This window comes from Enterococcus sp. ARL09-542 (assembly GCF_005234805.1).
Classification (GTDB): Bacteria; Bacillota; Bacilli; order Lactobacillales; family Enterococcaceae; genus Enterococcus_D; species Enterococcus_D gallinarum.
On record NZ_QPQX01000004.1, the window covers coordinates 78,149 to 96,617 of the forward strand.

An 18,469-nucleotide genomic window follows, 5' to 3' on the forward strand; every position below is an offset into this window, starting at 1 on the left:
ATCAGCACATGTATCTAATCAAAAACCAGCACGCAGAGCATCAGCGCTCAGCATGCTGGTTTTTTTGTTTTATGGCTGGGATGGCTTAGCAGCGCTATATAGAAAAAGAGCAGCATCTTGCCCCATAAACAACTGTGGACCTTCAAAAAATGTTTCATAACTTACTGAATCAAAACCTACTGATTCTGCTAGTTGGAGCAGCGTGTCTTGCTCAAATCCATTGTGTACTTTAGGATGTGAGACGGATTGGTTTTTATTGAAATCAACGATGAACAAACGTCCGCCGGGTTTTAACAATTGATAAAGTTGCTGCAGTAAATGTTCTGTGTCGGGAATATGAAGCATTACCAGCGACAACAGAACGATATCTGCTTCTTCATGAATGGACTCCTTCGTTAAATCGTGGAGTGATCCAGAAACATTTGTCAGCCCTTGCTGGGTGACCTTCTGATCAACGATCGCCAGCATGCCCTCCGCAGTATCCCAAATCTGCAGTTGCTTGACTAAAGGGGCCAGCGGTAAACTAACAAGACCTGTTCCGCCGCCATAATCAATAAGAATTTGTTCACGGGCATTCATCAGTTGGGGTCTTACTGCTGCTGTAATCTTTTCAGCTAGAGCAATCCTTGGGGGTGTATCGTAATGGTCGGCCATTTTATTAAATATCTCAGACATAAAAACCTCCTTAATGGTCTGACAAAAAACTGTTCCTTTGAGTAAAACTAGTTTATCATAAAAGGAGAAAAAATGATCTTTTATTAAGATATAATGTATAGGATCGTCAGGAGGCTACAAGATGAAAATTGGTATTATCGGTGCAATGGATGAAGAAATCAAGATCTTGCGGGAAGCATTGGAAGCTCCCTTATCTTGGGAGCGAGCTGGAGCACTATTTATTTCCGGCAGTATCGGCAATCATGAAGTGATCGTTGTTCGATCTGGAATCGGGAAAGTTGCCGCTTCACTGACAACAAGTTTGCTGATTCAGCAATATGGGGTCAACATGGTGATCAATACTGGATCTGCTGGGGGAATCGGTGCTGGTTTAGCCGTCGGCGACCTTGTGATTTCAGAAAAACTAGCTTATTTCGATGTAGATGTTACTGGATTTGGGTATACATATGGGCAACTCCCAGGGGGAATGCCTTTGTATTTCGAGGCCAGTCGTTACTTGATCGGCGAAATGACCAAAGCCGCAGAAGCAACGAATCACAATGTAAAAAATGGCTTGATCGTAACAGGGGACAGCTTTATCAATGACGGACGTAAAGTACAAGAAATCCTAAGGCACTTCCCAGATGCTTTGGCTTGCGAGATGGAAGGTGCTGCGATCGCCCAAACAGCGAAGCAATTCAATATTCCTTTCCTTGTCGTAAGAGCCATCAGTGACACTGCGGATCATGCTGCAACAGTTTCCTTTGACGAATTCATTTTGGAAGCCGGCAAGCGCTCTGCAGAAATGGTGCTCGCCTTTGTTAAAAAGCTGAAATAAAATTGGAGGAGATCACAAATGAACGCATTACTCTCAATTGATTATACGGTCGATTTTGTAGCTGATACTGGTCGTTTGACGACCGGTCAAGCGGGTCAAGCGATTGAAACAACATTAGTAGATCATACCCAACGATTTATCGATCAAGGGGATTTTGTTGTCTTTGCCATTGATCGCCATGAAGCAGAAGATCCTTATCATCCAGAAAATCAGTTGTTTCCTCCTCATAATCTGGCAGGGTCAGAGGGACGGAATCTCTACGGGACACTAGCTGTAGTGTATGAAGATCACAAAGAAAAAGAAAATGTTTACTGGATCGATAAGCGCCACTACTCGGCGTTTAGTGGGACAGATCTTGACATTCGTTTACGGGAATGGGGCATTACTGCACTTTATTTGACTGGTGTCTGTACAGATATCTGTATCTTGCATACGGCTGTCGATGCGTATAACCTTGGGTATCGATTATTTATTTTCAAAGATGCTGTCGCAAGTTTCGATCCAGTCGGTCATGAATGGGCGTTGCGCCACTTTGAGCAGACATTAGGGGCTACTATTCTTTAAAAAAAGGAGCTGAGTGTAATGGGATTTATGGATCAATTAAAAGAACAGTTTAGTTTCAGTGAATTGACAGGATTGTATCAGTCCTATAAAAGCGGTGAATTGGATGTTGACAAGATTTTGAATGATACGTTCATGCAAAAGTATACCGATTTTGAAAATGTGGAAGCATTGATGACAAAACTAGGCATTCAAGATAAAGATCAACTCATGGACTTTATGAAAGATAGAAGCAACCGGTATCATGCTGACCAAGTCGTAAAGGACCATTCCCAATTTGATTCTCTAATCGAAATGATCAAAAAAGCACTAGGAAAATAAAATCACCGCCCCCGAAAAGTTAGCAGCAAACAGCTAACTTTTCGGGGGCGGTCTTAATATTGTATCTTTTGATGAAGGTGACGGCTGATTGTATTTCTGAACTACTTTGGCTAATGATGTGAGGTGAATCCTCTTTTTTTAGAAAAGTTGCATCAACAAATGGACCAATGATTCATAACCAAACAGTTCGTAACAAATGCCTCGTAGCAAGCTGTATCTTACCAGATTTGAACACGGTCTTCAGGAGCCCGGTACATGCCATCTCCCGGTTCAATACCGAAAGTAGTGAAGAAGGAATCGATGTTTTGAACTTGGATGTTGGCCCGTAACTTGGCAGGGCCATGAACATCAATGGCCAGCAGCAACTGTTGATATTGTTCTTTGGCTTTTGTGCGCCAAATTTTTGCCCAATTGATAAAGAAGTCTTCTAGTGAGACGTCAGTTTCTTTTTCTGCTGCTTCTAGTGCACAGCTTAATCCACCAGCATCGGCAATATTTTCCGATACTGTCAAGGTGCCATTGACCGTTCCACCAGCAAATGGCAAGCCGTCGAATTCATTGATCATTTCTTGAGCCAATGTCTCAAAATGGGCCAGGTCCTCTGCTGTCCACCAATTATTCAGGTTGCCGAATTCGTCAAATTTGGCTCCGTTATTATCAAACGCATGGGAAATCTCATGAGCGATCACTGCACCGATCCCACCATAATTGGCACTTGCTGATTGAGAAAGACTGTAAAATGGTGCTTGTAAAATAGCTGCTGGGAAGACGATCACATTCTTGAAAGGATGATAGTAGGCATTGACTGTTGCTGCAGACATTTCCCACTCCTCGCGATCGACCGGTTTTTGCCATTTGCTAAAAAGATCTTCCCGGAAGATACGTCCAAAACGTAGTGCATTTTGTAACAATGATGCATCAGGGTCTGTGTGCAGTCGATCATAGATGGCTGGGATTTTGTCTGGATAACCGACATGGATTCCTAGTTTATTTAATTTAACGATTGCTTTTTGTTTGGTATGCTCGCTGAGCCAAGTATTGCTGGTCAAACGATCTTGATAGACGCCGATCATCGTTTCCACCATATGTTTTACATCATTTTTTGCTTTTTCACCAAAATACTTGCGACCATAATAATCACCGACGACTTGACTAAATTGGCCAATCGTCAGATAATAGGCGGCTTTTTCTTTAGGCATCGCTTCATCAACGCCAGAGAGGTACCGATTGTAGGCTCCGCCGAGTTGGCGTAGTTCTTCACTAAGATATCCAGTGTAGCGCAAACTTTGATGAACGATCATCCAGCTTTTCAATAAATCAAAGTGGGTAGGAGAGACAATGATATCGAATGCCTCAAAGTACTCAGGCTCAGTCACGATCAGCTCTTTTGGTTCGGCATTTAATAAAGCGGTTAATGTCTTTTTGAAGTCGAGTTGCGCCGAATGCTGTGCAAAGGTATCTAGACTTTGCGGATTGTAATTTTTGCTGTAATCGGCATTTTCTTCTGCACTGCGAACATGAGGAGCAATCAATTTATCAAAAGCCAGTGTTTGTTCTACCAGCGACTCTGCTTCGGATTGTGATTTCCCTAATTTCGTTAAGAGCGCAACAGCATTGTCGAAGAAAACTTGTAGTAACTCTTCTGCCTGCGGGTGGTCAGTATAATATGTTTTGTCAGGCAAGATCGTTGCTGGCGGATAGGCCAACAGTGTATTCATTTTCGCGTTTTTCATATCGGAGTCGATATCGAAAGCAAATGGTAGTTGGATGCCGTTAAGAATGAATTCAGGTAGCTGTGCATTTAACTCGTCATAAGACGCAAGGGTTTCGATTTTTGCCAAAATCGGCAAAACTTCTTGACCTGCGTTTTCATCACGGGTAGCAAAATCGCTTGCTAAGCGATAGAAAGCAACGGCGTCTTTCATTTTTCCTTTAGGAATTGCTAAAGGATCTGCCGCCATATTCTTGAACTCAGCCATCATCAACTGATCGATTCCGTCTACCAGATCTTGAAAACCTCCAGTTGCCGGTTTATCCGCAGGGATCACCGCTGATTCCAACCAATCGCCATTCACATAATCATAAAAATCATCTTTTAATAATGTTGTCATATGCTTCGCTCCTTTTTATGCTTTCTCCTATTATGGAACAAAATTTTCCAGTACGCAAAAAAAGTTTGTTTTTTTCTTAACGAAAAAGTTCCTTAGTGTCTAAACCGGCTAATTCCCGTGGTACTATTAAGATATACTTTGGTAAGGAGGAATGGCGATGGAAGAAAGAGAGAACATAGATACTTGGCAGGGAATACCAGAAGAACGATTCCGCCGCTACAAATCTTGGGTAACACCTTCCGGCTATTTGTGCGGAACTTATGCTGCCACCGTGTTTTTGGCTTATTATCAAGATTATATCGATGAGCAGATCATCCCTAAAACAGTGAGAAGGAAAAATCAGCTGCAGCCGGGCGCACTGACTGACATCTTGCGGCTCTTGATTCAACCTCATGGATTGCCAACGATTGCTTGGCAGGTGGCTCATGGACTATCACGCTTTTTCACTCATTTTGATCTACCTTATCGGGGGCGTGCCACAGTTTTCGGCGGCTGGCAGCGAGCCTGCAAACGGATCGATCAAGGCAAACCGGTGATCGTTGGTCTCTTGAAGCCTTTAGGAAGTACCTACGGCAATCACTGGGTAGTCGCATATGCTTATTTAGAAACAGAGACCGGACGTTATCTAAAAGTTCATGACAACTGGGGGAATTACAATCAAGTGATTCCAGCCAGCTGGATTAACGGAACTGTCTCGTTACCTTAAATTAATTTAATGAAAAAAGCACCTATAATGTGCTAGAATAAAAGAAACAATTCACTTCACTTGGAGGCAGACATGGGCGAAAGTTATAAAGATAGTTCATTGAAGATTTTCAGTTTGAACGGTAACAGACCGTTAGCCGAGAAAATTGCAAAAGTTTTCGGTACAGAGTTAGGTAAGTCAAAAGTAACACAATTTAGTGATGGAGAGATCGCGATCAATATTGAGGAAAGTGTTCGTGGCGATCATATTTTTATCATTCAATCAACCAATGAACCAGTCAATGATCACTATCTTGAATTGTTGATCATGATCGATGCCATGAAACGTGCAAGTGCCAAAACGATTAATGTGGTTTTACCGTACTATGCGTATGCAAGACAAGACCGGACGGCAAATCCTCATGAACCGATCACGGCAAAATTGATTGCCAATATGTTAGTGGAAGCTGGGGCGACACGGATCTTGACATTGGATCTGCATGCCGTGCAGGTGCAAGGCTTCTTTGATATTCCTGTTGATAATCTATTTACGATTCCGCTTTTCGCGCATTATTATCGCGAGAAAAAAATGATCGGAGACGAATATGTCGTTGTCTCTCCCAAAAATAGCGGAGTTCAGCGGACCCGCAGTTTAGCCGAATATTTAGATACAGCGATTGCGATCGTTGATCAAGATGAGGCAGATGGTGGCTATGTGATTGGAGATGTTGCCGGCAAAAAATGTATTTTAGTAGATGATATTTTGAATACAGGCAAAACATTGTCAAAGGCAGCAGATTTGCTAAAAGAAGCAGGAGCTAGTGAGATTTATGCGTGCGTCTCTCATGCGTTATTGTCACCACCAGCCAAAGACATTCTTGATCAATCTGTCATCGAAAACATTTGTGTCACAGATTCTTGTTGGACTGCCGAAGAACGGCATCCAGAACGGTTGTCTTACCTTTCTTGTGCAGAACTGATGGGCGAGGCTGTCAAACGAATCCACGAAAATACACCGATGAGTCCCCTGTTTCGGTTAGAAAGCAAAGAATACAAATAAGAAGCAAGAGAGTTCGGTTATTCTGGACTTTCTTGCTTCTTATTTGTCATGAGACAGTGCAATTTATGCTAAGTTATTGAGGTTCAAGACAGTCTCTCGTTTAATCAGCTTATGCGGGACGACAAGCTGAACCGCATTTGAACCTTCATGGTTTAATTGTGCCATCAAGCTTTCTGTGGCGATTTTTCCTAAGGATAAGACGTTGATGTCAATGCTGGTCAAGTAAGGATGGGTCAATGTAGCAAAAATCGAGTTATTAAAGCTGATCACAGATAGATCATCCGGAACTTTATACCCGAACATCGTTGCCAGTTGGATGATCCGAACTGCAAAAAGATCATCGATTACTACGATTGCCGTTGCTTCGGTCTCTTTGATCGTTGTCTCGAAATTGACATAGTCTTCTGCCTGTTCAAATGTCAATGCCGGATAAAAAGGCAGGTTGGCTAGCATCATTGCTTTTTGATAGCCAAAGAAACGTTCGAAATAGAGATTTTCGTGAGTTGTATTCGTAGCAAACAATATCTTAGAGTGTCCTTGGGAGATCAGATACTCTGTCGCTTGTTTTCCCAGCATTTGGTTGTCATTATCAACAAAAACGATATTTTGTTCATTGCTGTAAGGATGTCCAATCAATGTGAAAGGAACTTTTTTACGAACTAAATAATCAATGATTGGATCTTTTTCATCGGAATAGACTAAGATAAAACCATCCACTTGTTTTTGAAGGTGCATACGTTCCACATTTTTCAATAATGTATCAAAATCACGGGCAGAGGCAACCGCAACCGTCATTTGGTGGTGGCGAGCTTCTTCGTTGATGGCTTCGATCGTTTCTAAATAGAAAGGATTTCCTAGCCGTTCCTTTGAATCCAAAGGCGGCAAGATAACACCGATCGCGCTTGAAATCTGCTTGCCTAGATTTCGCGCAGCCAAATTTGGCACGTAGCCCATCTCAGCCATGATTTTGCGTACTTTCTTTTTTGTGTCTTCAGAGATACTAGGGTGATCATTCACGACCCGAGAAACAGTTGAAGTAGCGACGCCGGCTTTTTTGGCGACATCTTTGACAGTTACGCTCACTGTTTTCCCTCCTTTTTTAGCTTATAGTATCATAAAGTTGTGTTATTTTGGTAGCCGGAAAGAAAAGAAAGAAGAAATGCCTTCATTTCTTCTTTCTTGGTTTCTGATCAATAATTAAGCAATAGTTACTGAGACTTCTTCTTCCAACAGATGCTCTTTTCCATAAAGCTGAACCGTCAATGGCTCACCACTGATTTTCTTTAGTGTGACAGTTTCTTCTTTAACAGAAATGAATAATAAGCGTCCGCGATAATTGATATGGAAAGCATAGCTGTTCCAAGTCTTCGGTAGAAACGGGGCAAAACCTAGATGGGCATGGTCCGTCTTCATTTGGGCAAATCCTTGAACGATCGCTAACCAACTGCCAGTCATTGAAGTGATATGCAAACCATCGTCGGTATCATTGTTGTAGTTATCCAAATCTAGCCGAGCCGTTCGTTCATACATTTCCAGTGCTTTTTCTTCCATTCCCAGCTCGGCTGCTAAGATGGCATGGATACTAGGAGACAGGGAAGACTCGTGCACTGTCATTGGTTCATAGAAGTCAAAGTTGTTTCGTTTTTCCTCTTCTGTAAATTGATCCCCAAAGAAATAGATTCCTTGTAAGACATCCGCTTGTTTGATAAAGCAAGAGCGCAAGATTCGGTCCCATGACCAATTTTGATTCAATGGCAAGTTTTCTGGATCTAAATCAGTGACTGGCATCAAATCTTTGTCTAAGAAGGTATCGTGCTGAACGAAAATTCCTAAGTCTTGATCTTCTGGGAAATACATATTGTCAATGATATCCTGCCAGTAGTCTTGCTCTTTTTCTGGGATCGTTACGGTTGCTTCTGTGGCATATTCTTTATAACTTTGTAAAGTATAGCTCAAGACCCAGGTAGCCATCTTGTTCGTATACCAGTTATTGTTGATGTTATTCTCATATTCGTTGGGGCCGGTAACGCCATGGATCATATATTTTTGCTGACGTTTGGAATAATGGACACGATCTGCCCAGAAACGAGCGATGGCCGTTAATACTTCCAAGCCTTCTTTTTTCAGATAGCTCGTATCACCTGTGTAATTCGTGTAGTTATAGATGGCATAAGCGATTGCACCATTTCGATGGATCTCTTCAAAGGTGATTTCCCATTCATTGTGGCATTCGATCCCTGTAAATGTCACCATAGGATAAAGCGCGCCAGCCAAGCCTTGTTTTTGCGCATTGATATGGGCTTGCGGCAATTGATTGTGGCGATATTTCAACAAATTCCGAGTGATTTCTGGTTTCGCTAATGCCAAATAAAGAGGCACAGCATAGGCTTCTGTATCCCAATAAGTAGCGCCACCGTATTTTTCACCGGTAAATCCTTTAGGTCCAATATTTAAACGTTCATCTTCTCCATAATAAGTCGAGAAGAGTTGGAATAAATTGAAACGAATTCCTTGTTGCGCAGCAGCATCGCCTTCAATGATCACATCAGCTAGTGCCCAGCGGTCTTTCCAAGCATTGACTTGTTCTTGCCGTAAGTCTTCGTAAGGTGCGCTGTACACTTGGAAAAGCTCTGCAATTTTTGTTACTTGATCATGAGGATTGACATCACGACTGGTAACGATAATCACGTCTTTTTGTAAATGAAAGACAGCTCCTGTTTCTCCTGTAAAAGTAAACGCGTCAGCAATCGTCAATTCACTCGTCTCTGTGGATGCTGGCTCTTGACTATGACGCATTGCGGCAGTGACCGTGAATTGCTCAATGTCAAAGTTGTTTTCAATGGTACGGGTGGTCAGATAACGATAGTTGCCTGAGCTGCCGTGGTCTAATTCTTCCCAGAAGCGTTCTTCGTAATTACTATCTTCATTGCGGACATTATTGTCTAGTTTAGAAATGACTGTGATTTCTGCTGATCCTTCAAGGATTTCTGCCTGCATCGTGATTACCGCCATTTCTCGCTTGACGATACTTAAAAAGCGCTCAAAAGTAAATTTGACAGTTGCGCCAGCTAATGAAACTGTAAATGTCCGGCGTAAAATTCCTGTTTGCATATCCAGTTCCATATAAAAATCGCTCGGACTGATTTTCGCAAGATCAACAGCCTGATTGTTGATGAAAAGATCCATTGCAATGAAGTTAACAGCATTGATCACTTTTCCAAAATAATCCGGATAGCCATTTTTCCACCAGCCAACACGAGTTTTGTCTGGATACCAGACCCCTGCCAGATAAGTCCCTAGATGGTGATCGCCACTATATTGTTCTTCAAAATTACCCCGCATCCCCATGTAGCCATTTCCAATACTTGTAAGCGACTCTTGTAGTCGGCGATTTTCTTTATCTAAAGTAGTTGTTGCGATTTTCCAAGGATCGATATCGAACAAACGCTGGATTTTTTTCATAGGTTTTTCCTCCAAAATCTTTTTGATAACTCTATAATAAATGCAAACGATTGCGTTAGTCAAGCGTAAATCATTGGTTTCTATGCTTTTTTAAATAGAAGTGTGACAAAGAGCTGTTTTTGCGCATTTTTGTAAATTAATGGCTGAGGAGAATGTAAATTGAAATTTCTCGGTTTACAAAATTTTCAATCTCCGCTACAATGTGATTATTAAGAAACCGATTGCGTAAAACGGTGGAGGAGGAAGAAAGAGGATGAAAAAATTACTAAGCTTTGAATTCTGGCAGAAATTCGGAAAAGCACTAATGGTTGTGGTAGCTGTTATGCCTGCCGCCGGATTGATGATCAGTATTGGGAAGACGATCCCCATGATTAATGCCGATTGGGCATTTTTGGTAACGACCGGTGGTGTGATCGAAAATATTGGTTGGGCAATTATTGGGAATCTGCACTTATTATTTGCATTAGCTATCGGTGGTAGTTGGGCGAAAGAACGCGCAGGCGGGGCATTCGCTGCGGGGATTGCATTTGTATTGATCAATCGAATCACAGGTTCGATCTTCGGGGTCACAAGCGCCATGCTGACGGAAGAAGGGGCTTTTACTCATACATTGTTCGGTACGAAAATTATGGTGGATGGCTTTTTTACAAGTGTCTTAGAAGCTCCGGCACTGAACATGGGTGTTTTTGTAGGGATCATCGCCGGCTTTGTGGGTGCGACTGCTTATAATAAATACTATAATTTCCGCAAACTGCCCGATGCGCTTTCGTTTTTTAATGGCAAGCGCTTCGTCCCGTTTGTTGTAATTGCTCGTTCCGTGGTTGTTGCGATCGTGTTAGCGATCGTTTGGCCTTATATTCAAGCAGGAATCAATAACTTTGGCTTGTGGATCGCACAATCGCAAGAAAGTGCGCCGATTTTAGCACCTTTCTTGTTTGGAACATTAGAACGATTACTATTGCCATTTGGGCTGCATCACATGCTGACTATTCCCATCAATTATACTGAATTGGGAGGCACCTATACGATCTTATCTGGTGCACAAGCGGGGACACAAGTTTTCGGTCAAGATCCTCTATGGTTAGCTTGGGCAACTGATTTAGTCAATATGCGAAATGCAGGGGATACTTCACAATACCAATTCTTGATAGAGAATTTTGTGCCTGCACGTTTCAAAGTCGGACAAATGATCGGTTCTTCTGGTATTTTGATGGGACTTGCCTATGCAATGTATCGCAATGTCGATGCAGACAAACGCCATAAATATACCTCGATGTATTTATCCGCTGCCATTGCGGTTTTCTTGACAGGTGTGACAGAGCCATTGGAATTTATGTTCATGTTTGCGGCTGTACCGTTATATGTTGTTTATGCAGTCGTTCAAGGGGCAGCATTTGCTATGGCGGATATCGTTCACCTGCGTGTTCACTCCTTTGGAAATATCGAACTATTGACTCGGACACCAATGGCGATCAATGCAGGTCTGGGTCAGGACTTGATCAATTTTGTCCTAGTAACGATCGCATTTGGGGTCGGCATGTATTTCTTGGCTAACTTCTTAATCAAAAAATTCAACTTTGCGACGCCCGGACGCAACGGCAACTACGAAGTAGAAGGAGCTGACGAAAACGTAGCAACAACTGCCTCTGACGGAACGTTAGATCCAAACTCTCAAGTGGTTAAGATCATTCATCTGTTGGGAGGACGTGAAAACATCCGCGATGTAGATGCATGTATGACTCGCTTAAGGGTCTCTGTCAAAGACCCTAGCTCAGTAGGAGACGAAAAGTCTTGGAAAGGTGCTGGCGCATTAGGTTTGATCGTAAAAGATAACGGAGTGCAAGCGGTATATGGGCCTAAAGCCGATGTACTTAAATCAGACATCCAGGATATCTTGGATTCCGGTGTGGCGATTCCTGAAGCAGTCATAAAAGAAGTCACTAATGAGACGAATCACGAAAGCCAAGGGATAACCGCTGAGGTTGTTTCAGTAGCCGATGGGCAAGTGATTCCGATCACGGAGGTCAGTGATCAAGTCTTTGCAGAGAAAATGATGGGGGACGGATTTGGCGTGATTCCCGATAACACGCAGGTGTATTCACCTGTCTCTGGGAAAGTGACGAATGTTTTTCCTACGAAACATGCGATTGGGTTGCTATCTGATGAAGGAGTCGAAGTATTGGTTCATATGGGCTTGGATACTGTTGAACTTCAAGGGGCACCATTCACAGTTTCTGTCACAGAAGGGCAGCAAGTCACAAAAGGTGACCCGTTGGCTTTAATGGATCTCGCAGCTATCAAAGAAGCGGGTAAGGATACAACGATCGTTGTAGTAATGACAAATACCGATCAAATCGATTCCTTTGAATTGTCCCAAACTGGTCAGCAAAAAGCTGCAGCAGTTGTTGGAATCGTCAAACTATAATAAAATGACTAAGAGCTGTGCCATAAGTATTTTACCAAACTGAATATCCAAACGATCGTGGGGTTGCTACAGTCTGGTAGTTTCTCGTCGCAATTCACGAGAAGTACAGCTGATCTCATACAGTGCGGATAGTTTCGTCTGGTTCATACTTATGGCACAGCTCCGTTCTTTTATTTACATTTTGAAAGAAGATAATCAAACGCAGAGGAGCGTTATTCATGAAAGTTTTAACATTAAACACCCATAGCTGGTTAGAAGACGATCAAGAAGCAAAATTAAAAGTGATCGCACAAGAAATCGCAGCAGGAGATTATGATTTGATTGCGTTGCAAGAAGTCAATCAATCGATTGCTGCTACAACGATCGTTCCGGATGGTCTTTATTGTCCGACAGAGGCGATCCTTGAGATCAAAGAAGACAATTTTGCTTTGCGCTTAGTAGAAGAACTGCAGATTCTGGATCACGATTATTATTGGTCATGGACTTACAGTCATGTGGGTTATGATGTCTATCATGAAGGGAATGCCTTACTGTCCAAAAATCCAATCATTGCCAAAGAATATTTGGCTTCTGAGACAACCGATGTCTGGGACCATACTACGCGAAAAAATCTTAGCGGTCTCACAGAAGTAGACGGCAAAATGATCCAAGTGTTAAGCTGCCATTTTTCTTGGTGGAATGACGGCAAGTTTGCCTATGAATGGCAGCAAACCGAAGCGTTTTTGACTGAGCGAGCAGCATCGCTCTTGCTTTTAGGTGATTTCAATAATGAGGCAGACAGCTTGGGTTATCAGCTGGTTAAAAACAGTTCATTGCAGCTGCAGGATAGTTTTCTTGCCGCAACAAAAACGATCGGTGAGGCTTCGGTTGTTAAAGCAATCGATGGCTGGCAAGACAATCAGACAGCCTTGCGTATCGATTATGTCTTTGCCTCACAGAATGAACAGCCCGTAGAGTATGAAGTGGTCTTTGACGGTCAGCGGCTGCCGATAGTCAGCGATCATTTTGGTATCTGTGTGGTTTTTGAATAACCAAGAATAGAGACGACTTCGATTATTCGCTTGCTATCGCTTGAATCGGCTAGAGATTCAGGAAGCAGACAATCGATTAAAAAAAGGATGAGACCAGAAACGAATTTCTGATTTCATCCTTTTTATTTTGATCAAATGTCAATCGAACCATAGCGGTTTTTTAAGGCAGTGCGTATTAAGCGTTCTGCCAAATGTTCATTCCGGGCAAGCAGTGGACCATGGAAATAGGAACCAAAAACATTGCGGTAGACCACGCCTTCTGTTTGGTCCTCGCCATTGTTTCCCTGCCCTTCTACGACTTTACCTAGTGGTTTCTCACCTTTGCCAAGAAACGTCCGACCATTGTGATTTTCAAAACCATAATAGGTCTCATCGAATTCTTCATTATGGATAACGATATCTCCGATGAAGCGATTGTTTTCTTGACTCAATGTGTAATGATCCAATGCGCTAATTCCTTTGATTTTCTCTCCGTTAGCTCCCATGTAGTAATGACCTAACAACTGATACCCGCCACAAATGGCCAACATGACTCCATCGTTCTCGATGTATTCCGTCAATGCTTCTTTTTTTGTTTGGATATCTTCAGAAACGATCAGCTGTTCAAAATCCTGTCCGCCGCCAAAAAAGACTAAGTCATACTTCTTCGGATCAAATGGTTCATGGATGCTGACGACTTCCGAAATGAATTCTACACCCATTTTTTCGGCTACATAACGCAACATCAACAAATTGCCATTATCCCCGTAGGTGTTCAGCAAATTCCCGTAAAGATGAGCAACATTCAAACGATAATTAGCCACGATCCATCCCCCCTTTGATATAGCCTTTTTCTGCCAATTTTTTGCGTAGTTGCAAAACAGCAGTATAGGTTGCTAGGATATAGACTTTTTCAGTTGGTAGATTGGCGATATCTTTAATGACCTCATCAAGGTCTTTTGTTTCGGTGATCTTTTCTTCGGGAATTCCCGCTACTTTTAAACGCAGCGTCATATCTTGATGGCGGTCGCCGCCAGCAATGACTTGAGGAATCGCCATTTCGGCAAATGCTTCATGATTTCCATCCCAGATCCAGCTAACATCAATGCCGTCCGCATAATTTGCATTCAAGAGACTGACGAGAGAAAAAGGATACGGAGATAAGCCGATCATATCGATCACTTGATTCAGTCCTACCGGATTTTTGACTAACACGAGTGTACACTCTTTGCCATCGATGGTAATGACTTCTTGACGGCCAAAGACTTTTTCATCATAGGCCAATCCAGCTCTGATTTTTTCAGGTGCGACTTGATAATATTCCGCTACAGCGGTCGCTGCCAATGCATTATAGACATTGTACATGCCGCCAACTTCGATTCCATATGAATTCCCATCAATGATAAAATCAGCAGAAGTATTGTCCATTGCTGTGATGGCTGTCAATTTGTAGTCTAGTTTTGGACGTTTGAAGCCGCAGTTCGGACAATAGTATTTGCCTAGATTCGCATAGGTAATCATTTGGTAATGTAAGATGTGGTGGCATTCTGGACAAAGAACCCCGTCTGTATTGTAATGGGCCATCTGCTCCTGATTAGGTAAGTGATCAAAGCCATAATACTTTCTTGGATTAACAGTAGTGACAGAATTGAACAACGGGGAATCACCATTACATAGAATTGTGGCCGTCGGTGAATTTGCTGCTCCTTCAACGATCATTTTATATGTTGTATAGATTTCACCATAACGGTCCATCTGATCGCGAAAAATATTCGTGAAGACAAATAGTTCAGGTTTGATATACTTCGTTACTTTGCTAAGACTAGCTTCATCGATCTCTAGTACTGCAAACTTTTTGCCGCCTTTTGGTTTGGCAGATAAGAAAGTAGAAACGATTCCTTGGACCATATTGGCACCTGTTGGATTTGTCAGCACATCATCAAATTCTTGCCGTAAAATATTCACCGTCAGTGCAGTAGTCAAGGTTTTTCCGTTCGTACCAGTGATAACGACAACTTGATAATCTTTTGCTAGATGATCTAAAATATGCGGATCGATTTTTAATGCTATTTTCCCAGGCAGACTTGATCCGCCTTTAAAAAAGTTTTTTAATACCCACTGAGAGGTCTTACCGACTGTGACAGCCAGTTGACTTCTTAACCCCATAGTTGAACCTCCAAACGAGATGATTGTCTTTTTAGTTTAAATTCAATTTATCATACCATATGTTCTAAAAAAGGTTAAACGGCTTTTCGATTTCTTTAAGTTTCTGCAAAGAGTTCAGTTTATTGAACCAAAAAAGGCAGAGACATTCGTTACAAACAAGATGTCTCTGCCGCTTCAAAACGCTTGTGGAAGGCTCGCGACTTTAAGATACAACGCTTAGAACCTTCAATAGCGCCATTTTACTGGCTGTTTAACCAATAATAATCTTCTCGGTTGGGTATTCATAACCTAAATCTCGGGTTTCTTTTGGCACAAACAACAACAACGTATAAAGCATACCTACACGTCCAATGAACATCAGTAAGGCTATCACTAACTTACCCACACTTGAGAGATCATCGGTGATCCCTAACGATAAACCGGTGGTCCCAAACGCAGAAGCTACTTCGACAATGATGGCGATCAACGGGATATCTTCAGTGGCAGTCAAAAATAATACGCAGAAAAAGCACATTCCTAAGGATAACATGAAGACAACAACCGACTTACGCACATCGTCTTCATCGATCCGTCGGCCAAATATGTTGATATTGTCTTCACTCTTTAAGAAGGCATAAAGATAAAGACCAATAATGGCGATCGTTGTCGTACGAATCCCGCCACCAACTGAACTTGGGCTGCAACCGATAAACATTAGTAACGAAAAAACGATCAATGTCGTAGTCTGAAAGTTCCCTAAATCATGGATCTGCAGTCCAGCATTACGGGTAGTCATGGAATAAAACATACTGTTGATCCAGGTGCTGCTAAAGCCGTAATCTTTGAACAGATGGTCTTTCTCTAGGAAATAAATGGCGATCGTTCCACCGATAAACAAAATCACAAAAGCCAACATCGCGATTTTTGTAAACAATGAAAAGCGAAAAGGCAGTTGTCGGCGATTTTTTTTCAGCTTGAAGAGGGCCCATTCTCGGAAATCCATAATCACTGGAAACCCAATCCCACCGGTAAAAATCAAAAACATGATACAAATCAAAAAGAAATAATCATGTGCGAAAGGTAAAATGGAATTTCCTGTCACGTCAAAACCAGAGTTTGTGACCGCGGAAATAGCTTGGTAAAAACCATAAAATAGGGCATCCCGCCAATTGTCATAATAGCCATTAAAATAAAAATAAATAGAAAAAATAGCGCCAGAGATGGCTTGGCAAAGTAAGATGATCGTAAACGTGATTCGAATCATCCGCACGATTCCGCTTAGCTTTGGCTGATTCATATCCGTCATAATCAACTGACGCTGCTTCAATGAGATCTTTCTCCGAGAAACGATCGCAAAGAAAGTGGAGATCATCATAATCCCTAGTCCACCCACTTGAAAAAGAACTTCAAGAAGCACTACACCGCGATCATTGAACACATCATCGATAGGGAATGTCGTCAATCCGGTGACACTGACCGTGCTGACTGCCATAAAAAACATATCGATGAAGGAAGCATGAGAACGAGGTTCACGAAAAAAGGGAAGATAAAATAAACCTAAGGAAATAATCGTCATCAGAATATAGTAAAAAACGATCACTTGGATCGAAGAAACATTTTGGGCAATAAAATATTTGCTTTTGCGTTGTGTCAGACGAGCAAACCGCGTGAAATTCATAACTAGTCTCCTCACTAAATAAACTACCCACAGTATACCAAAGAACCAAGCAGTTTCAAAAGAAAGCAAGATTGAAAGTAAGTAGCAGCCAATATCATCAAAGAAACGCTCTGCAAAAATATGAGATAGTGCCGCAAAACAATTAATGGAACAGAGAAGACGATAGCCTGTCATTGAGAGAGTACTAGAAGATAGCGGTGAGCCGGACAAAAAACTGTATGCCCGATAAGTCTGTTGGGCATACAGTTTTTTTGAAGAGATCGGTTAGTTAGAGTGCTTCCACCGCTTCGATTGCGCGAAAGACTTTTTCTGGAGTGATCATTGGGTCGATCAGGACAAATGTTTCTTCTTCTTTAACGGCATAAGTCAAAACAGGCGCAAAATAAGCGCGATCCACACGAGTGACATGCAAGTCTTTTAGTTTCATAGGTAAGTGCAATGCTTCGTAGAAAGGACGCAGTTCCTCGATAACAGCAAAATCGTTGGTGTAGGCAAGCTGTACCCAGATGCAGTAGGCCACTTTATTGCCATGGAGGACACTGTGGGTTTCGCTCAGATAAGATAAGCCGTCATGTAATGCGTGGGCGCCAGAAGTTCTGCCAAACTCTACAGCAAATCCACCAACTTCTCCTGCTAAAGCGATGATGGCATCTGTGATTCGCGCAAAAGCTGGCGTCAAGCGCCCGGCTTCTAAATCAGTGACTGCTTGGATGGCATCTGCGATCAAGAGTTCTTTGATTAGTTTTGCACTTTGAAAACCGAGCCGAACCAAGGCTGTTTTATCTTCTTCTGCCATCGTGCGTACAATGGCTTCCATTTCATAATACTTGGCTAGCGTGTCTGCGATGCCTGCAATGAAATAATCCACGGGTGTTGCTAGCAAGAATCGAGTATCGACGATCGTCATATAAGCCCCTTTTTTGGCGTAATCGATCTTGCAGATTGTGTGGTCTGGGTAATAGGCGACAATCACAGGAGTAAAGGGTGCACAGTTGGAAACCAATGTAGGGATGACGATCAGCTCCGCTTCCATTCTTTCTGCAGTAATTTTTGCGGTATCTGCGACACGTCCACCACCGATCGCAAGCAGGACATCTGCGTGTTTGATCTTATCCGCTAACTCCTGAGCATTCTCATAACTTGAGGAGCCATCATAGCGATAAACAGGATAGTCAAATGGATGCGGATAATAGGTTTTAAAAACGTCAAATGATTGATCGCCAGTAATGACAGCAACCTGATCAAAATCATTGAGATACTCTGGTAGATCAAAAAGAACTCCTTCACCAGTAATATACCGGTTTGGTCCAGGGCGGACTTCATTGGCTAACATAACACAACACTCCTTTGCAATCGTCAGAATTTTCTAATTAGTGTAACGTGGAATAGCGCCTGCTGTCAATTTTTCTTTTGAGCAGTTTTGTTCAGATCAGCCAGGCCAAAGCCAATCGGCGCAAGCAGGCGTAAAGAGGGCATAAAAAAAGACCCTAACAAAGGAGAGTTTGTTCTTGCTAGTCTTC

At 42.3% G+C, this 18,469-nt stretch carries 15 protein-coding genes; 7 read left to right on the forward strand and 8 right to left on the reverse strand.

Annotation, left to right across the window (positions count from 1 at the left end):
* Positions 1-69 precede the first annotated feature (69 nt).
* The gene (locus DVW06_RS05875; RefSeq protein WP_306297876.1) at positions 70-774 is read right to left on the reverse strand and encodes a class I SAM-dependent methyltransferase; all 705 of its coding nucleotides are present in this window, start codon (positions 772-774) and stop codon (positions 70-72) included.
* Between the two features lie 22 nt (positions 775-796).
* Between DVW06_RS05875 and DVW06_RS05880 the strand changes: the two genes are divergently transcribed.
* From DVW06_RS05880 to DVW06_RS05890, 3 genes are read left to right on the forward strand one after another with little or no spacing between them, the layout of a single operon-like run.
* A complete protein-coding gene (locus DVW06_RS05880; protein ID WP_003128490.1) occupies positions 797-1,492 on the forward strand; it encodes a 5'-methylthioadenosine/adenosylhomocysteine nucleosidase in 696 nt (231 codons plus the stop codon).
* Between the two features lie 18 nt (positions 1,493-1,510).
* Positions 1,511-2,056, forward strand: a complete 546-nt coding sequence (locus DVW06_RS05885; RefSeq protein WP_137264502.1) for a cysteine hydrolase family protein — start codon at positions 1,511-1,513, stop codon at positions 2,054-2,056.
* Between the two features lie 18 nt (positions 2,057-2,074).
* Positions 2,075-2,374, forward strand: coding sequence for a hypothetical protein (locus DVW06_RS05890; RefSeq protein ID WP_003128494.1), 300 nt, complete (start codon positions 2,075-2,077; stop codon positions 2,372-2,374).
* Positions 2,375-2,592: 218 nt separating this feature from the next.
* Here the strand turns inward: DVW06_RS05890 and DVW06_RS05895 are convergent, their stop codons facing one another.
* Positions 2,593-4,485, reverse strand: a complete 1,893-nt coding sequence (locus DVW06_RS05895; RefSeq protein ID WP_005472826.1) for a M13 family metallopeptidase — start codon at positions 4,483-4,485, stop codon at positions 2,593-2,595.
* A 157-nt stretch (positions 4,486-4,642) separates the two neighbouring features.
* On the opposite strand from DVW06_RS05895, the gene DVW06_RS05900 reads away from it, so the two are divergent.
* Positions 4,643-5,191, forward strand: coding sequence for a C39 family peptidase (locus DVW06_RS05900; protein ID WP_005472825.1), 549 nt, complete (start codon positions 4,643-4,645; stop codon positions 5,189-5,191).
* A gap of 72 nt (positions 5,192-5,263) precedes the next feature.
* Entirely contained in the window at positions 5,264-6,229 is a 966-nt protein-coding gene (locus tag DVW06_RS05905; protein ID WP_005472824.1) for a ribose-phosphate diphosphokinase, read from the forward strand.
* Between the two features lie 63 nt (positions 6,230-6,292).
* On the opposite strand, the gene DVW06_RS05910 is transcribed toward DVW06_RS05905, so the two are convergent.
* Both DVW06_RS05910 and DVW06_RS05915 read right to left on the reverse strand, forming a co-directional pair.
* Positions 6,293-7,312, reverse strand: a complete 1,020-nt coding sequence (locus tag DVW06_RS05910; protein WP_003128498.1) for a LacI family DNA-binding transcriptional regulator — start codon at positions 7,310-7,312, stop codon at positions 6,293-6,295.
* A 114-nt stretch (positions 7,313-7,426) separates the two neighbouring features.
* A complete protein-coding gene (locus DVW06_RS05915; protein ID WP_005472823.1) occupies positions 7,427-9,691 on the reverse strand; it encodes a glycoside hydrolase family 65 protein in 2,265 nt (754 codons plus the stop codon).
* Positions 9,692-9,944: 253 nt separating this feature from the next.
* Between DVW06_RS05915 and DVW06_RS05920 the strand changes: the two genes are divergently transcribed.
* The gene (locus DVW06_RS05920) at positions 9,945-12,116 is read left to right on the forward strand and encodes a PTS transporter subunit IIBC (RefSeq protein ID WP_005472822.1); all 2,172 of its coding nucleotides are present in this window, start codon (positions 9,945-9,947) and stop codon (positions 12,114-12,116) included.
* A gap of 218 nt (positions 12,117-12,334) precedes the next feature.
* On the forward strand, positions 12,335-13,147 hold the full coding sequence (locus DVW06_RS05925; protein ID WP_003128501.1) for an endonuclease/exonuclease/phosphatase family protein: 813 nt from the start codon (positions 12,335-12,337) through the stop codon (positions 13,145-13,147).
* A gap of 131 nt (positions 13,148-13,278) precedes the next feature.
* Here the strand turns inward: DVW06_RS05925 and DVW06_RS05930 are convergent, their stop codons facing one another.
* From DVW06_RS05930 to DVW06_RS05945, 4 genes are all read right to left on the reverse strand, one after another.
* Positions 13,279-13,950: a type 1 glutamine amidotransferase gene (locus DVW06_RS05930; RefSeq protein ID WP_003128503.1), complete on the reverse strand. Its 672-nt coding sequence runs from the start codon at positions 13,948-13,950 to the stop codon at positions 13,279-13,281.
* The gene (locus DVW06_RS05935; RefSeq protein WP_003128505.1) at positions 13,943-15,292 is read right to left on the reverse strand and encodes a Mur ligase family protein; all 1,350 of its coding nucleotides are present in this window, start codon (positions 15,290-15,292) and stop codon (positions 13,943-13,945) included. The genes DVW06_RS05930 and DVW06_RS05935 overlap by 8 nt, the downstream gene beginning before the upstream one ends.
* Positions 15,293-15,542: 250 nt before the next feature.
* Positions 15,543-16,949: a TrkH family potassium uptake protein gene (locus DVW06_RS05940; RefSeq protein ID WP_005472821.1), complete on the reverse strand. Its 1,407-nt coding sequence runs from the start codon at positions 16,947-16,949 to the stop codon at positions 15,543-15,545.
* 268 nt (positions 16,950-17,217) lie between these two features.
* On the reverse strand, positions 17,218-18,282 hold the full coding sequence (locus tag DVW06_RS05945; protein WP_005472820.1) for an iron-containing alcohol dehydrogenase family protein: 1,065 nt from the start codon (positions 18,280-18,282) through the stop codon (positions 17,218-17,220).
* Positions 18,283-18,469 lie beyond the last annotated feature (187 nt).

Bases quoted from the DNA above. Each gene is read 5' to 3' on its own strand.
- DVW06_RS05880 (WP_003128490.1), top strand. From the start codon at position 797: ATGAAAATTGGTATTATCGGTGCAATGGATGAAGAAATCAAGATCTTG.
- DVW06_RS05885 (WP_137264502.1), top strand. From the start codon at position 1,511: ATGAACGCATTACTCTCAATTGATTATACGGTCGATTTTGTAGCTGAT.
- DVW06_RS05890 (WP_003128494.1), top strand. From the start codon at position 2,075: ATGGGATTTATGGATCAATTAAAAGAACAGTTTAGTTTCAGTGAATTG.
- DVW06_RS05895 (WP_005472826.1), bottom strand. From the start codon at position 4,485: ATGACAACATTATTAAAAGATGATTTTTATGATTATGTGAATGGCGAT.
- DVW06_RS05900 (WP_005472825.1), top strand. From the start codon at position 4,643: ATGGAAGAAAGAGAGAACATAGATACTTGGCAGGGAATACCAGAAGAA.
- DVW06_RS05905 (WP_005472824.1), top strand. From the start codon at position 5,264: ATGGGCGAAAGTTATAAAGATAGTTCATTGAAGATTTTCAGTTTGAAC.
- DVW06_RS05915 (WP_005472823.1), bottom strand. From the start codon at position 9,691: ATGAAAAAAATCCAGCGTTTGTTCGATATCGATCCTTGGAAAATCGCA.
- DVW06_RS05920 (WP_005472822.1), top strand. From the start codon at position 9,945: ATGAAAAAATTACTAAGCTTTGAATTCTGGCAGAAATTCGGAAAAGCA.
- DVW06_RS05925 (WP_003128501.1), top strand. From the start codon at position 12,335: ATGAAAGTTTTAACATTAAACACCCATAGCTGGTTAGAAGACGATCAA.
- DVW06_RS05935 (WP_003128505.1), bottom strand. From the start codon at position 15,292: ATGGGGTTAAGAAGTCAACTGGCTGTCACAGTCGGTAAGACCTCTCAG.
- DVW06_RS05940 (WP_005472821.1), bottom strand. From the start codon at position 16,949: ATGAATTTCACGCGGTTTGCTCGTCTGACACAACGCAAAAGCAAATAT.
- DVW06_RS05945 (WP_005472820.1), bottom strand. From the start codon at position 18,282: ATGTTAGCCAATGAAGTCCGCCCTGGACCAAACCGGTATATTACTGGT.